Origin of the sequence: Saccharopolyspora elongata, from assembly GCF_004348985.1 — a bacterium.
GTDB lineage: Bacteria > Actinomycetota > Actinomycetes > Mycobacteriales > Pseudonocardiaceae > Saccharopolyspora > Saccharopolyspora elongata.
Genome location: NZ_SMKW01000027.1, coordinates 77242 through 92298 on the forward strand (window position 1 = coordinate 77242; position 15057 = coordinate 92298).

The 15057-nt window shown below is 70.2% G+C and carries 13 protein-coding genes and 1 pseudogene; 6 read left to right on the forward strand and 8 right to left on the reverse strand.

The window, feature by feature from the left end; translation table 11 throughout:
* Positions 1–47: 47 nt before the first annotated feature.
* Positions 48–1550: a 30S ribosomal protein S1 gene (rpsA, locus tag E1288_RS20905; protein WP_132487611.1), complete on the reverse strand. Its 1503-nt coding sequence runs from the start codon at positions 1548–1550 to the stop codon at positions 48–50.
* A 292-nt stretch (positions 1551–1842) separates the two neighbouring features.
* Here rpsA and E1288_RS20910 point away from each other — a divergent pair, with 292 nt between their 5' ends.
* From E1288_RS20910 to E1288_RS20925, 4 genes are all read left to right on the forward strand, one after another.
* Positions 1843–2697, forward strand: coding sequence for a class I SAM-dependent methyltransferase (locus E1288_RS20910; protein ID WP_132487613.1), 855 nt, complete (start codon positions 1843–1845; stop codon positions 2695–2697).
* A 121-nt stretch (positions 2698–2818) separates the two neighbouring features.
* The gene (locus E1288_RS20915; RefSeq protein WP_132487615.1) at positions 2819–3748 is read left to right on the forward strand and encodes a GNAT family N-acetyltransferase; all 930 of its coding nucleotides are present in this window, start codon (positions 2819–2821) and stop codon (positions 3746–3748) included.
* A 45-nt stretch (positions 3749–3793) separates the two neighbouring features.
* Positions 3794–4456, forward strand: a complete 663-nt coding sequence (locus tag E1288_RS20920; protein ID WP_132487617.1) for an ATP-binding cassette domain-containing protein — start codon at positions 3794–3796, stop codon at positions 4454–4456.
* A complete protein-coding gene (locus E1288_RS20925) occupies positions 4453–6477 on the forward strand; it encodes a YhgE/Pip domain-containing protein (RefSeq protein ID WP_132487619.1) in 2025 nt (674 codons plus the stop codon). The genes E1288_RS20920 and E1288_RS20925 overlap by 4 nt, the downstream gene beginning before the upstream one ends.
* 136 nt (positions 6478–6613) lie before the next feature.
* Here the strand turns inward: E1288_RS20925 and E1288_RS48845 are convergent, their stop codons facing one another.
* Positions 6614–6835, reverse strand: a complete 222-nt coding sequence (locus E1288_RS48845) for a hypothetical protein (protein WP_235883706.1) — start codon at positions 6833–6835, stop codon at positions 6614–6616.
* Positions 6836–6918: 83 nt separating this feature from the next.
* Here E1288_RS48845 and E1288_RS48850 point away from each other — a divergent pair, with 83 nt between their 5' ends.
* On the forward strand, positions 6919–7308 hold the full coding sequence (locus E1288_RS48850) for a hypothetical protein (protein ID WP_235883707.1): 390 nt from the start codon (positions 6919–6921) through the stop codon (positions 7306–7308).
* Here the strand turns inward: E1288_RS48850 and E1288_RS48855 are convergent.
* The 4 genes and pseudogenes from E1288_RS48855 to polA form a co-directional block, all read right to left on the reverse strand.
* A pseudogene (locus E1288_RS48855) lies at positions 7293–7505 on the reverse strand (MerR family DNA-binding transcriptional regulator); the annotation flags it as partial. The gene E1288_RS48850 and the pseudogene E1288_RS48855 sit on opposite strands and share 16 nt — an antisense overlap.
* Positions 7483–8802 (reverse strand): hypothetical protein, encoded by a 1320-nt coding sequence (locus tag E1288_RS20935; protein ID WP_132487623.1) that lies wholly within the window; start codon positions 8800–8802, stop codon positions 7483–7485. The gene E1288_RS20935 and the pseudogene E1288_RS48855, both read right to left, overlap by 23 nt.
* Before the next feature lie 188 nt (positions 8803–8990).
* On the reverse strand, positions 8991–9401 hold the full coding sequence (locus E1288_RS20940; protein WP_132487625.1) for a VOC family protein: 411 nt from the start codon (positions 9399–9401) through the stop codon (positions 8991–8993).
* A gap of 236 nt (positions 9402–9637) precedes the next feature.
* Positions 9638–12328, reverse strand: coding sequence for a DNA polymerase I (polA, locus tag E1288_RS20945; protein WP_132487693.1), 2691 nt, complete (start codon positions 12326–12328; stop codon positions 9638–9640).
* Between the two features lie 91 nt (positions 12329–12419).
* Here polA and E1288_RS20950 point away from each other — a divergent pair, with 91 nt between their 5' ends.
* Positions 12420–12842, forward strand: a complete 423-nt coding sequence (locus E1288_RS20950) for a PaaI family thioesterase (RefSeq protein WP_235883704.1) — start codon at positions 12420–12422, stop codon at positions 12840–12842.
* A gap of 84 nt (positions 12843–12926) precedes the next feature.
* Here E1288_RS20950 and E1288_RS20955 read toward each other — a convergent pair whose 3' ends face one another.
* Positions 12927–13538 (reverse strand): ANTAR domain-containing response regulator, encoded by a 612-nt coding sequence (locus tag E1288_RS20955; RefSeq protein WP_093273187.1) that lies wholly within the window; start codon positions 13536–13538, stop codon positions 12927–12929.
* 117 nt (positions 13539–13655) lie between these two features.
* Positions 13656–15020: an amino acid permease gene (locus E1288_RS20960; protein WP_165968194.1), complete on the reverse strand. Its 1365-nt coding sequence runs from the start codon at positions 15018–15020 to the stop codon at positions 13656–13658.
* Positions 15021–15057: the final 37 nt, after the last annotated feature.

Here is a 15057-nt window from a genome sequence, read left to right on the forward strand (position 1 = left end):
CGGAAGGTGCGGGGCCGTGGTGTTGCCTCAGCCGCTAGGCGTCAGGCTCACGCGCCGCCGGAGAGCTTCTCCCGCAGCGCCGCCAGCTGCGCGTCGCTGGCCAGCGAGCCGCTGTCCTGCTCGTCGCTCGAAGCCGACGAGTAGTTGCCGCCACCGCTGGCCGGCTCCTCGCCGCCACCGGCCGCGGCGGCCGCAGCGGCCTCCGCGTCGGCCTGGCGGGCCTTGACGATCTGGGCGATGTGCTTCTCGTAGCGCGTGTGGGCCTCGGCGTACTGCCGCTCCCATTCCTCACGCTGCTTCTCGTAGCCCTCGGTCCACTCCTGGGTCTCCACGTCGAAGCCCTCGGGGTAGATGTAGTTGCCCTCGTTGTCGTACTCGGCCGCCATCCCGTACTGGGTGGGGTCGAACTCCGAGTCGGGGCTGAAGCCCTCGTTGGCCTGCTTCAGCGACAGCGAGATCCGGCGACGCTCCAGGTCGATGTCGATGACCTTGATCATCACCTCGTCGCCGACCTGGACGACCTGCTCCGGGATCTCCACGTGGCGCTCGGCCAGCTCGGAGATGTGGACCAGACCCTCGATGCCCTCGTCGACGCGGACGAACGCACCGAACGGCACCAGCTTGGTGACCTTGCCCGGCACGATCTGGCCGATCGCGTGGGTGCGGGCGAACTGGCGCCACGGGTCTTCCTGGGTGGCCTTCAGCGACAGCGAGACGCGCTCGCGGTCCATGTCCACGTCGAGGACCTCGACGGTGACTTCCTGGCCGACCTCGACGACCTCGCTCGGGTGGTCGATGTGCTTCCAGGACAGCTCCGAGACGTGCACCAGACCGTCAACCCCACCGAGGTCGACGAACGCACCGAAGTTGACGATGGAGGACACGACGCCCTTGCGGACCTGGCCCTTCTGCAGCTGGTTGAGGAACTCGCTGCGGACCTCGGACTGGGTCTGCTCCAGCCAGGCGCGGCGGGACAGGACCACGTTGTTGCGGTTCTTGTCCAGCTCGATGATCTTGGCCTCGAGCTCGCGGCCCACGTAGGGCTGCAGGTCGCGGACGCGGCGCATCTCGACCAGCGAGGCCGGCAGGAAGCCGCGCAGCCCGATGTCGAGGATGAGGCCGCCCTTGACGACCTCGATGACGGTGCCGCGCACGGGCTCGTCCTTCTCCTTGAGCTCCTCGATGGTGCCCCAGGCGCGCTCGTACTGGGCGCGCTTCTTGGAGAGGATCAGCCGGCCTTCCTTGTCCTCCTTCTGGAGAACAAGCGCCTCGACGAAGTCGCCGACGGTGACGACCTCGGCGGGGTCGACGTCGTGCTTGATCGACAGCTCGCGGGAGGGGATGACGCCCTCGGTCTTGTAGCCGATGTCAAGCAGCACCTCGTCGCGATCGACCTTGACGATGGTGCCCTCAACAATGTCCCCATCGTTGAAGTACTTGATGGTCTGGTCGACGGCGGCGAGGAAGTCCTCCTCCGTCCCGACGTCGTTCACTGCGACCTGCGGCTTGGTGGCGGCTGCAGTCGGGACGGTGGTGGTGTCGGTGGACATCAGGTGGGTTGCTCCGGTACGGATAGTTTGGTCGCTGGATCTACGTTGTTGCCGCGCCCCGGGCCGGGACCAGTGACTCGCTGGACCAGCGAGATCCCGCTCCATAGACCGTCCCTCACCACCGGTGCGACCCGGTAGCCGGAACCGTCGACGGAAGACCCACGACGCGGGCGGTATCGTACGCGCTTTCTCGATCGTCGGGCAAACCGCGGTACACCCGAACGACCGACCGGTCCCGGGCGAGGAGAATGCCCCACGTCCGAGCAATACCCGATATCGGCGGGGAGAACCCTTGGCACGAGCCGATGACCCGGAACACGACGAGCTCCAGAGTAGCTCCGCGGAGCGGCTGTTGGGCACAACGGGTGTGAGCAAACGCACTGTCGACGCGGCGGAATCGCGGGGCGCGAGCCGGCTGTGGTGGGACGCCGACGCCGACGACTACCAAGCCGAGCACGGCGCGTTCCTCGGCGACAGCGATTTCATGTGGTGCCCGGAGCGGTTGCGCGAGGCCGACGCCGGGCTGCTCGGCGACGTCCGCGGCAAGCGGGTGCTGGAGGTCGGCTGCGGCGCGGCGTCGTGCTCGCGGTGGCTGGCCGACCAGGGCGCGCACCCGGTGGGGCTGGACATCTCGGCCGGGATGCTGCGGCACGCGGTCGCGGGCGGCGAGCGCAGCGGGACCGCGGTGCCGCTGGTGCAGGCGAGCGCGGATTGCCTGCCGTTCGCCGACGCCTCCTTCGACCTGGCCTGCTCGGCGTTCGGCGGGGTGCCGTTCGTGGCCGATGTCGGGGCGGTGTTCCGGGAGGTCGCGCGGGTGCTGCGGCCGGGCGGCCGGTGGGTCTTCGCCGTGACGCACCCGATGCGGTGGATCTTCCCCGACGATCCGGGGCCGACCGGGCTGACCGCCACGCACTCCTACTTCGACCGCACGCCGTACCTGGAGGTCGACGACGCGGATCGGGCCACCTACGTCGAGCACCACCGCACCCTCGGCGATTTCGTCCGGGAGCTGGCCGGCGCCGGATTGCGCCTGGTCGACCTGATCGAGCCGGAGTGGCCGGCGGGGCACACCCAGACCTGGGGGCAGTGGAGCCCCCTGCGCGGCCGCCTGTTCCCCGGCACCGCGATCTTCGTCTGCCACCGCTGAGGGAGAATATTTCCAGGCTCGTTTTGCGTGGCGGTGCGAGTTGCGAGGGCGGGCTAAGCGCCTTCGGCGCTTCAAGAACAAATACCCGAGTCAACAGTCGAGACAGCGCTGAGGGGAAGTCGTGGCGACTGCACAGGAGTTGATGCGGGCGCAGCTCGCGCGGTTCGCCGCGCTGGACCCGCAGCTGCCCGACGCCCACCAGCTGCCGGCCGGCGCCGAGGCGATCGTGGCCCGGATCCCCGGCGGCGGCACGGTCGCCGGGCTCGCCGCGCGGAACTCGAGCCCGCCGGGGTCCGCGCAGAGCCTCTGGCAGGCCGGCGAGGTCTTCGAGCTCTTCCCGATCCTCGGCGAGCAGCCCCACGCCGGCATGGACGCGCTGCTGCACACCTGGCGCGAGTGGCTGGCGACGCAGGCGCCGGGGCCCAACTCGGCCTGCACGGTCGTGTGGCCGAGCCGGGACGTCGAGGCGACCAGGGCGTTGCTGGATCACGGTTTCCTGCCGCTGGCCTGCCTCGCCGTGCGCCCCACCTCGCCGGTTGCATATACGAAACTGTCTGGTACCGTAAACATACGTCGCGCCGGACCGGCCGACCTCGACGCCGTCGTCGAACTCACCCTCAGCGAGCTCGAATACGCTGCCATGGTCGGCACGTCGACGTACCGACCAGACGCTCCGCAGCTGAAGCGGACCGCTGCGCACGTGCGCCTGCACTCCAGCGATCCGGTGTGGCTGGCGGAGCAGGACGGGACGCCGGTCGCGGTCGCGGAGTGCGGCTGGGTCGACACCGCCAAGTCACCCGGTGGCTCCCGGCTCAGGCCCGGCACGTGGGCGTACGTCAACTGCGTGTCGGTGCAGGAGAAACTCCGCGGCACCGGCGTCGGCCAGCAGCTGATGGCCACGGCTCACAACGAGTTCGCGCGTGCCGGAGCCGTCGGCAGCTTCCTGTACTACAACCCGCCCAACCCGTTGTCCTCGGTGTTCTGGCCCCGCCAGGGCTACCGGCCGCTGTGGACGATGTGGGAGGTGCGTCCGGCCACCGCGCTGCGCTGAGGCTCGCGCGGCCGGCGCACCGGTCGTGAAAGTCGAGGAGACTGCGTGGAGATCGTCGCCACCGGCGTCGAGGTCATCGGAGCGCACGGGACGCTGCTGGCGCCCACTTCGCTGCGTGCCCGGACCGGGCAGGTCCTGCTGGTCACGGGCGACCCGAACTCCGGCCGCACCGCGCTGGCCCTGGCCCTCTCCGGTCGGCTGCGCCCCACCCGCGGCACCGTGCGCCTGGACGGCGCCATCGACGCGAGCGCGCTGCGGCGCAGCGTCGCGGTCGTCGACGCGCCGCAGATCACCGAGCCCGACGACGCGCTGGCGGTGCGCGACGTCGTCGCCGAAGGCCTGAGCCTGGCGGGCCGCAGATCCGGCCGCCGCCGGGCCCGGGACTGGCTGTCGGCCCGGGACTGGCTCCCCGAAGGCTCCGGCGAGCGGCGCTTCGAGCACCTGGCCGGGTACGAACGCACCCGGCTGCTGACCGAACTCGCCTGCGAGGGCCGCGCCACCAAGGCCCTGGTGCTGGACTGCCCCGACCGCCACGGCGGCGACCCCACGGGCTGGTACTCCCTCGCCGCCCGCCAAGCCGAGCGCGGCCTGGCCGTGATCGCGCTCTGCTCCCCGCACTCCGCCGACAAGCTGGGCATCCCGCCCGCCCGCGTCGGCACGGACAACCCCGAACAGTCCACTCTGGATTCTGCTGAAGGTCTGCGATGACTACATTCCGGCTCGCCGCCACCGAGCTGCGCCGCCTCACTTCGGGCAAACTGCCCAAGCTCGCGCTGCTCGCGGTCACCCTGGTGCCGCTGCTGTACGGCGCGATGTACATCTACGCGAACTGGGACCCCTACGGGAAGCTCGACTCGGTGCCCGCGGCCGTGGTCGTCGAAGACGCCGGCGCGCAGCGCGAGGACGGCACGCGGCTGGACGCCGGCCAGGACGTCTACCAGGAGCTCCTGGATTCCGGCACCTTCGACTGGACCCGCACCGACGCGCAGGAGGCGCAGGACGGCGTCGCCAGCGGCCGGTACACGTTCGCGCTGGTGGTGCCGAAGGACTTCTCCGGGGCACTGGTCTCCCCCGCCGACTTCGAGCCGCGGCAGGCGAAGCTGCAGCTGATCACCAACGACGCCAACAACTACCTGGTCGGCACCATCGCCGACAAGGTGGCCTCCGAGGTGCGCAAGGGGGTCGCGGCCAGCGCCGGGACCGAGGCGGCGAACCAGTTCCTGCTCGGGTTCAGCACCGTGCACGACAAGACCGCGGAGGCCGCCGACGGCGCGGGCCAGCTCGCCGACGGCGCGGGCCAGCTCCGCGACGGGCTCGGGGAAGCCCGGCAGGGCACCGACCAGCTGGCGTCCGGCGCGCACCAGCTCGTCGACGGCCAGACCAAGCTCGCCGACGGCGCCGACCGGCTCGGCGACGGCACGCAGCAGCTGCGCAGCGGCCTCACCGAACTGCAGCGGTCGACCGCGCCGCTGCCGGAGCAGACCGCCAAGCTGGCCGACGGCGCAGCGCAGGTCGCCGCCGGCAACGAGCAGCTCGCCTCCAAGGCGGAGACGCTCGGCGGGCTCTCGCAGGAGATCGTCGACAACCTCAGCTCGACCAAGAAGGACATCGCCGACCAGCTCCGCAAGAACGGGGTGGACGAGGACGCGGTGCAGCGCATCGTCGCGGGCATCGACGAGCTCAACAAGCCCATCACCGACGCCAACGGCAAGGTGCAGACGCAGGTCGGCCAGTTGCGGAAGCTCGCCGACGGCTCCCAGCAGGTCGCCGACGGCAACCGCGCGCTGGCCAACGCGATGCCGACGATGACCAACGGCATCGGACGCCTCGCCGACGGTGCCGTCCAGGTCGACAACGGCGCGCAGCAGCTCCGGTCCGGTGAGCAGCAAGCGCTGGCGGGCACCAAGCAGCTCAGCAGCGGTGCGGACCAGCTCGCGGGCGGCACCAAGCAGCTCTCCGACGGCTCCGGCGAGCTCGCGGACGGTTCGAGCACGCTCGCGACGAAGCTGGGCGAGGGCCTGAACGAGATCCCGAACCCCGACGAGGACACCCGCAACGCCACCGCCGACACCATCGGCGACCCGGTCGCCATCGACACCATGGCCCAGGTCAAGGCCGGCACGTACGGGGCCGGGCTGGCACCGTTCTTCATGGGCCTGGCGCTGTGGATCGGCGGTTTCGTGCTGTTCCTGCTGATGCGCCCGCTGTCCAGCCGCGCGCTCGCCGCCGGGGTCGCGCCCTGGCGGGTCGCGATCGGCGGCTGGCTGCCCGCGGCGATCGTCGGGTTCGTGCAGGCCGTGCTGCTCTACCTGGTCGTGGTCTTCGGGGTGGGCGTGCAGCCGGCGCACACCTGGTGGACGCTCGGATTCCTGATCCTCACGTCGTTCGCCTTCACCGCGGTGGTGCACGCGCTCAACGCGGCGTTCGGGCCGAAGGGCAAGTTCATCGCCCTGGTCATCCTGGTGCTGCAGCTGGTCACCGCGGGCGGCACGTTCCCGTGGCAGACGATCCCGGAGCCGCTGCACCCGCTGCACCAGGTGCTGCCGCTGGGCTACGTCGTCAACGGCCTGCGCCACCTGCTCTACGGCGGGGCGGGCACGGCGGCGGCGACGACCGCGGCCGGTGTCCTGCTGTGCTACCTGGTGGCGTCGCTGCTGCTGAGCACGATCGCGGCCTGGCGCCAGCGGGTCTGGACGCCCACCCGCCTCAAACCCGAACTGTCCCTCTGAGCTTGTTGTTTCCAGACTTGCTTTGCGTGGCGGGGAGGGTGGCGATTTCGCGCGAAATCGCCACCCTCTCCGCACGTCGAGGGTTGATTTCGCGCGAAATCGACCCTCGACGTTCCAGGCGGCGCCGGGGCGCTGATCAGGTCAGCGGGATCGCGACCTCCATGCCGACCGCGTCGCCGGTCTCGTCGAGCCGCCCGACCTGGCGCATCGCCGCGAGGTCCAGGTCGGCGCCGCGCCGCTCGGCCTCGGCCAGCAGCGCGACGACGGCGGGATGCACCGCCGAGTCGATGACCGCCACGCCGTCGTCGTGCCGCCAGCCCACCACGAGCTCCGGCCCCGCCCGGACCTCGCCGCGCACGACCGCCAGCCCCGGGACCCCCCCAGTCCGCGGGCATCGGCCGAGCGACCGGCCAGCAGCACAGCAGCTCGACGTCGTCCTCAGTGGAACCGGCGCGGATCGACGACCAGAACGGGCCGACCGGCGCGTTGTCCGCCGCCGCCAACGCCTCCCACAACGCGCCGAAGGCGGCGTTCGCCTGCTCGTCGGTCAACTCCTCGTCGGCTCCGTCGGAGACCGGCAGCGCCACACCCACCCAGTGCTGCGCGCCGGCCCGCCGCTCCTGGATCTCCCAGTCCGGCGCGTCGCCGTCGAGCAACGCCGTCGCCGCCTCCAGCGCGGCGTCCTGCCGCCGCCGCTGCTCGGCCAGCCGGGCCCGGTGCTCTTCGAGCACCTCGACCGCCTCGCGCCGACCGAGCAGCGCACGCTCGGCCTCCGCCAGCCCGATGTCGGCCGCGCGCAACGCCTTCAGCCGGATCGCCATCTCCAGCTGACCCGCCGAGTAGCGCCGGTAGTTCGACCACGGATCGACCGCGGCGGGCTTCAGCAGCCCCTGCTTGTCGTACAGCCGCAACGCCTTCGCGCTCAAACCGGTCAACTGCGCGAAATCCCCAATACCGAGCATGCGTCCAGTCTGGACCTTGCCCCGGGGACAGAGTCCAGCCTCGTCAGTTCGGCCAGGCGAGGGCATCGTCGGTGCGGCGCGACGCGCCCCGCGACCGGTCGACGCCGGGCTTGCCCCACTGGCTCGACCCGGTGAGGAAGATCCGACGGGTGCACAGCAGATCCCGCAGCGTCACCAGCACGCACATCTCGTAGACGGCGCGTTCGATGCGCCCTTCCTGATCCGCCACGGCGTCCTGCCACTCCTCCGGAACCACGTCGTCCACTGGGATGTCTCCGGGTGAGTCGTAGAAGCGGCCGGTGCCCCAGGACGCGGTGTAGTCGCTGACCAGCTCGCCGAGCGCCGCCATGATCGGCCAGCAGCCGACGTCCCGGCAGCGGAACTCCAGGCCCTCCAGCACCAGCCGGAGAACCTGTTGGTAGTGCGCGGAATACGCGCCCCGCAACACCGTGCGCTTGCGCCGGCTGCGCACGGCTTCGCGGGCGTCGCTGTCGCGCGTCAGCTGCCTGAGCAGCTTCTCGCCGGCGATCGGGTACAGAACCGCTCGCACGGTGTCGTCGGGACGATCCAGGGCAGCCTGGGCTAGCTCGACCAGGAGCAGCTCCCGCGCCTGCGCGTGCGACGTGGCTTCGGCGGCGACGTCGAGCCGCTGCTCCACCCGCTGCCGGAGTTGTTGCAGCAGGCCGACCAGCACCCGCCCGAGCAGATCGGTGATCTCCTTGCGGCGCACGGAACACAGCGCACCCAGCAACGTCACCCGCACCGCCCGCGGCTGCGACCGCAGTTCGTCGTGGTGCGCGCGGGCCGCCCGCACGCACCACGCCTCCACCAGTTCCGCCGGAACGTCGTCGAAGAGCTCCGCCGGAAGCCGGAGCGCCTGCACCACGGCCTGCTTGTCGACCTCCTTCAGGAGTGCGCCCAGCCAGACCTGGCTCGCGGTGTTCTCCTCCAGGTCGACCAGCAGCTCGGACGGCAACCCCAGCGCCTGCAACGACATCAGGCTGTCGATCTCCAGCAGGAGTTCCCGCAGGTCGATCCGGCCCACCTCGGACCGCAGCTCGGCCAGCGACCACTCGGGATGCTCCGGGGGATCCGCCAGCAGCACCTCCAACTGGTCCGCCGAGTCGCCCATGCGAACGGCCACGCGGTGGCAGAGCAGCCTTTCGAAGTCCTGTAAGACCCGGCTCGCCACCTCCCGGGCCTGGTCGGGCCCGGGAGGCTCGACCTCCGTCGCGCGGCAGTGCGCGACCAGCGCGGTAGCGAGCTCGTCTCGGCCCCGCCCTGGACGGACGGTCTCGTCCGTCAGCCACGCCAGCCACTGCCGCTCGTCGCCCAGGCCCACCGGGCATCTGAGCGCATCCACTATCTGCCCCGTCAGGAGCTCAACTGTGTCCCTCGTGAAAACCGAGGTCGAATGCACTTTCACAACCCCGCCCCATGCCCGTGCCCCCAGCACGGATCTTGCCCCGTTGCGCGCAAAGGTAGCGCCAACGCCGACGCCACGATCGAGCGATCACTACACGCCTGGCGGGCGGGGGGCAGGAAGGGGTGCTACTCGGCCGCGGTTTCCTCGGCGGCGTCGTCGTAGCGGGCGATCTCGATCAGGTTGCCGTCCGGATCGCGCAGGTAGAGCGAGGTGATCGGGCCCTCCGCGCCGATCCGGCTGACCGGGCCCTCCTCGATGCGCACCTCGTTCGCGCGCAGGTGCTCCTGCACCTCGGCGAGCGGGTTGGGCGTGACGAAGCACAGGTTCGCCGAGCCGGGCACTGGGTGCGTCGCGGTCGGCTCCACCAGTTCGCTCGCGGCGTGCAGCTTGATCGTCTGCCTGCCGAAGCTCACGGCGCGCCGCTCACCGGGGAACTCCACCGGCGTCATGCCGAGGATCTGCTCGTAGAACTCCACTGCCCGATCGACATCGGCGACGGTGAGGACCAGGTGGTCCACTCTGTCGATGCTGATCATGCTCCTCCTCGGGGTTGGCGCGGATGGCCGCGCCCGACCGACGCCCGGTCCGCACGTGTCCGGCAACGCGCGTACGGCAGGCTATCCGCACCGATTCGACGGGGGGTCGGGCGGGGCCACCGACGGTGACATCCGCCATTCAAAGGGGATGCGCCGCACCGACTCCGGCGAGTGATCACTTCGTGACAGCGCCGAAACGCGAACTCAACGAGTGACGGCCGTCATCCGGGCATGCCTCAGTGCGCGGCGGCGTCCCAGGAGCGGCCGACGCCGACCGAGACCTCCAGCGGCACGTCCAGCTCGTAGGCCGAGCCCATCTGCTCGCGCACCAGCTTCTCCACCTCGTCCCGCTCGCCATCGGCGACCTCGATGATCAGTTCGTCGTGCACCTGCAGCAGCATCCGCGACCGCATGCCGCTGTCCTGCAACGCGCGGTGCACGCCCAGCATCGCGACCTTGATGATGTCGGCCGCGCTGCCCTGGATCGGCGCGTTGAGCGCCATCCGCTCGGCCATCTCCCGCCGCTGCCGGTTGTCGCTGGTCAGGTCCGGCAGGTAGCGGCGGCGCCCCAGGATCGTCGACGTGTAACCGTCCTTGCGCGCCTGGTCGACGACCTCCCGCAGGTAGTCGCGGACCCGGCCGAACCGGGCGAAGTACGCGTCCATCTGCGCCTTGGCGTCCTCGGCGGAGATCCGCAACTGCTGCGCCAGCCCGTACGCCGACAGGCCGTAGGCCAGGCCGTAGGACATCGCCTTGACCCGGCGGCGCAGCTCCTGGTCGACCTCGTCGATCGGCACCCCGAACGCCTTGGACGCGACGTAGTTGTGCAGGTCCTCGCCGGTGCGGAACGCCTCGATGAGCCCCGCGTCGCCGGAGAGGTGCGCCATGATGCGCATCTCGATCTGGCTGTAGTCGGCGGTCATCAGTTCCGCGTACCCGTCGCCGACCACGAAGACCTCCCGGATCCGGCGGCCCTCCTCGGTGCGGATCGGGATGTTCTGCAGGTTCGGGTCCGTCGAGGACAGCCGGCCGGTGGCGGCGATGGTCTGGTTCAGCGTCGTGTGGATCCGCCCGTCGTCCGAAATGGACTTCACCAGGCCGTCCACAGTGGTCTTCAACCGGGTGGCGTCGCGGTGCTCCAGCAGGTGCTGCAGGAACGGGTGCTCGGTCTTCTCGTACAGCGACTGCAGCGCCTCGGCGTCGGTGGTGTAGCCGGTCTTGGTGCGCTTGGTCTTCGGCATGTTCAGCTCGTCGAAGAGCACCACCTGCAGCTGCTTCGGCGACCCGAGGTTGATCTCCTTGCCGATCACGCCATAAGCGTCCTGCGCCGCCTGCTTGACGCGCGCGGCGAAGCGCGCACCCAGCTCGGCGAGCTGCTCGGCGTCGACCGCGATGCCGGCGCCCTCCAGCTCGCCGAGCACCACCAGCAGCGGCAGCTCCAGGTCGGTGAGCAGCGCGCGGCTGTCGATGCGGTCCAGCTCCGCGTCCAGCGCGTCGGCCAGCTCCGCCACCGCGCGCGCCTTCACCAGCTCGGTCGAGGCGGCCTTCTCCTTGGTCTCCGCCTCGTCCTCCAGCAGCGACAGCTGCCCGTCGTCGTCGCCCTGCTCCGCGCGCAGCTCGCGCTGCAGGTAGCGGACCACCAGGTCCGGCAGCTCGAAGGACCGCTGCCCGGGCCGCACCAGGTACGCGGCCAGCGCGGTGTCGCTGGTCAGGCCCGCCACCGTCCAGCCGCGGTCGCGGATGGCGTGCAGCGGCCCCTTGACGTCGTGCCCCGCCTTCGTCGTCGCCGGGTCGGCCAGCCAGGCCGCCAGCGCCTGCTCGTCCTCCAGGGTCAGGGCGGCGACGTCGACGAACACGCCCGCGCCGTCGGCGGTGGCCAGCGCGACGCCGGTCAGGTCGCCGTGACCACGGGCCCACTCGCCGGTGCACGCCAGCCCGACCCGGTTGCCGTTGCGGGCGTGCTTGTCCAGCCACCCGGCCAGCTGGCCGGGCTGCACGACGCCGCCGGAGATCTCGAAGCCCTCCTCGACCTCGGGCTCGGCGCTGGAGAGCGTCGCGAACAGCCGGTCGCGCAGCACCCGGAACTCCAGGTCGTCGAACAGCCGGTGCACCGCGTCGCGGTCCCAGGCCCGCACCGCCAGGTCCGGCGGCGCCAGCTCCAGCTCGACGTCGCGGACCAGCTCGGTCAGCTGCCGGTTGAGCAGCACCGACGACAGGTGCTCGCGCAGCGAGTCGCCGACCTTGCCCTTGACCTCGTCGACCCGGTCCACCAGGTCGGCCAGCGAGCCGAACTGCTGGATCCACTTGGTGACGGTCTTCTCCCCCACGCCCGGGATCTTCGGCAGGTTGTCCGACGGGTCGCCGCGCAGCGCCGCGAAGTCCGGGTACTGCTGCGGCGTCAGGCCGTACTTGTCCTCGACGGCCTGCGGCGTGAAGCGGGTGAGCTCCGAGACGCCCTTCGTCGGGTACAGCACAGTCACGTCGTCGGTGACCAGCTGCAGCGCGTCCCGGTCGCCGGTGCAGATGGCGACCTTGAAGTCCGCCGTGGTGGCCTGGGTGGTCAGCGTCGCGATGACGTCGTCGGCCTCGAAGTTCTCCTTGCTCAGCACCGGGATGTTCAGCGCGGCGAGGACGTCCTGGATCAGGCTGACCTGGCCGCGGAACTCGTCCGGGGTGGCGCTGCGGTTGGCCTTGTACTCGGTGAAGGCCTCGCTGCGGAAGGTCTTGCGGGAGACGTCGAAGGCGACCGCGAGGTGCGTGGGCTGCTCGTCGCGGAGCAGGTTGATCAGCATCGAGGTGAAGCCGTAGACCGCGTTGGTGTGCTGGCCCGTGCCGGTCTGGAAGTTCTCCTTCGGCAGGGCGTAGAAGGCGCGGTAGGCCATCGAGTGGCCGTCGATGAGCAGCAGGCGTCGGTCCTCGGAATGCATCACGGCGGCGAGTCTAGGCTGAAGCTCTGACAGCTTGTACCGGAGGCGACAGGAGGACCCAGGCGTGGCTGCGCTCAACGACGGCAATGCTGTGACCAGCGAGAACGACCGGTTGAACCGGGTGTTGACGGCCGCCGAGGAGCAACTCACCGCGCTGATGGGCATCGAAATCGTCGATTGGGCCCCCGATCGGGTGGTCGGCACCATGCCGGTCGCCGGCAACCGCCAGCCCTACGGGCTGCTGCACGGCGGCGCGAACGCGGTGCTGGCGGAGACCGTGGGCTCCATCGCCGCCGCGCTGCACGCGGGCGACGAGCGGATCGCGGTGGGCCTGGAGCTGACCTGCACGCACCACCGCGCGGTCACCGAGGGCGTGGTCACCGGCATCGCCACGCCGGTGCACCTGGGCCGCGCGACGGCGACCTACGACATCGTGATCACCGATGAGAAGGACCGGCGGACCTGTTCGGCGCGCTTGACCTGCGTCCTGCGCGACCAGCCCCCGGGGCAGTAAGCCCAGCGGGAAAGCACGGGGCCGTGAGTCCTTTGAGCTGCTATGGCAACCCAAGGGACTCACGGCCCCGGAAGCAAGCCCCTGTTACGACAGGTTCTCCAGCACCGCCTGGGCGACGGCCTTCATCGTGGTGCGGCGGTCCATCGCGGTCCGCTGCAGCCAGCGGAACGACTCCGGCTCGGAGAGGTTGTGCTTGTTCATCAGCAGGCCCTTGGCCCGCTCGATGGTCTTGCGCGCCTCGAGGCGTTCGGTCAGGTCGGCGACCTCGGCCTCCAGCGCCTGCACCTCGGTGAACCGGGACACCGCGAGCTCGATGGCCGGCACCAGGTCGCGCTTGGCGAACGGCTTGACCAGGTAGGCCATCGCGCCCGCGTCCCGCGCCCGCTCGACGAGGTCGCGCTGGCTGAACGCGGTCAGGATCACCACCGGCGCGATCCGCTCACCGGCGATGTTGGACGCGGCCTCGATGCCGTCCATCTTCGGCATCTTGACGTCCAGGATCACCAGATCGGGGCGCAGCTCCTCGGCGAGCCGGACGGCCTCCTGCCCGTCCCCCGCCTCCCCGACGACCTGGTAACCCTCTTCGCGGAGCATCTCCACCAGGTCGAGCCTGATCAACGCCTCGTCCTCGGCCACGAGTACGCGACGTTCGACGGGCTTGGCCTCGCGTGTGTCCTCGGCAGCCGGCGTCGTCACCGGGATCCTCCAAAAATCGGGTCCACCGATGCGGTCTGCATCGGGAAACCGCAGCTTACCGGCTGTGACTTCACGCCGAGGTAAACACGCGACGTGACCATTGCGACATCGCGACGATCATGCCCGCGCGCCCCGCCGACGCACGAACAGGACGTAGATCAGCAGGATGGCGGCGAGGCTGATCAAACTCAGCGTGAGCTGCGATCGGACCTCCTCGATGGCGCCCATCGTGACCACCACGGCGACGATCACGACCAACGTGGCCCAGGTCAAGTAGGGGAAAAGCCACATCTTCAGCTTCAGCCGCTCCGGCGCCTCCCGCTCCAGCCTGCGGCGCATCCGCAGCTGCGAGGCCGCGATCATCCCGTAGATGAACAGCGCGACGGCACCGGCGGAGTTGATGATGAAGTAGAAGATCGTGTCCGGCGAGACGTAACTCGCGGCAACGGCGACGTAACCGACCAGTGTGGACAGCAGGATCGCCTTCCACGGCACGCCGCGGCGGTTGATGTCGCGCACCCAGCTCGGCGCGAAACTCCGCCGCTGCAAGGCGAAAAGCATCCGGGAGGCGGTGTAGAGCCCGGAGTTGAGCACCGAGATCACCGCGGTGAACACGACCACGTTCACCACGACTTCCGCGGCGGGCAACCCGAACCTGGCGAAGGCCGCGGCGTACGGGCTGCTCTCGCTGGGGATCTCCTGCCACGGCGTGATCATGACCAGCAGGGTCACCGAACCGACGTAGAACAGCAGCACCCGCCACACGACCGCCTTGGTGGCCTTGGCGACGGCCTTCTCCGGCTCCTTCGACTCGGCCGAAACGATGGTGACGATCTCGGTGCCGAAGTAGGAGAAGACCACGATGACGACGCCGTGCAGCACGGCGAAACCGCCCTTGGCGACGAACCCGTCCAGCGCGATGTTGCCGACCGAGAACTCCGCGCCCGGCCACAGCCCGAGCACGAAGATCGTCCCGCACACCAGGAAGATCACGATGGTGATGACCTTGATGGACGCCAACCAGAACTCGGTCTCGCCGAACGACCGCACCGAGACCAGGTTGGTCGCGGTGAGCAGCAGCATCAGCACCAGCGAGATGACCCACTGCGGCACGACCGGCACCAACGGGTTCAGCAGCTCGGCGCCGACGACGGCCTCGAAGGCGACCACGCCGACCCAGTAGTACCAGTACAGCCAGCCGATGGTGAACCCCGCCCAGTTGCCCAGCGAGCTCCGCGCGTACTCCATGAACGACCCGAGTGTGGGAGCCGCGGTCGCCATCTCGCCGAGCATCCGCATCACGAGCACGACGATCAGCCCGCCCAGCGCGTAGGACAGCACGGCCGCGGGCCCGACGGTGGAGATCACCGCCCCGCTGCCGATGAACAGGCTGGCGCCGATGATGCCGCCGAGCGCGATCATCTGGAGATGGCGGTTCTTCAGGCTCCGCCGCAATCCGATGTCGTCGCCATCGCCTGTCATGGACTCGATCCTGGTTTCATCGACCATCACGGCCCCC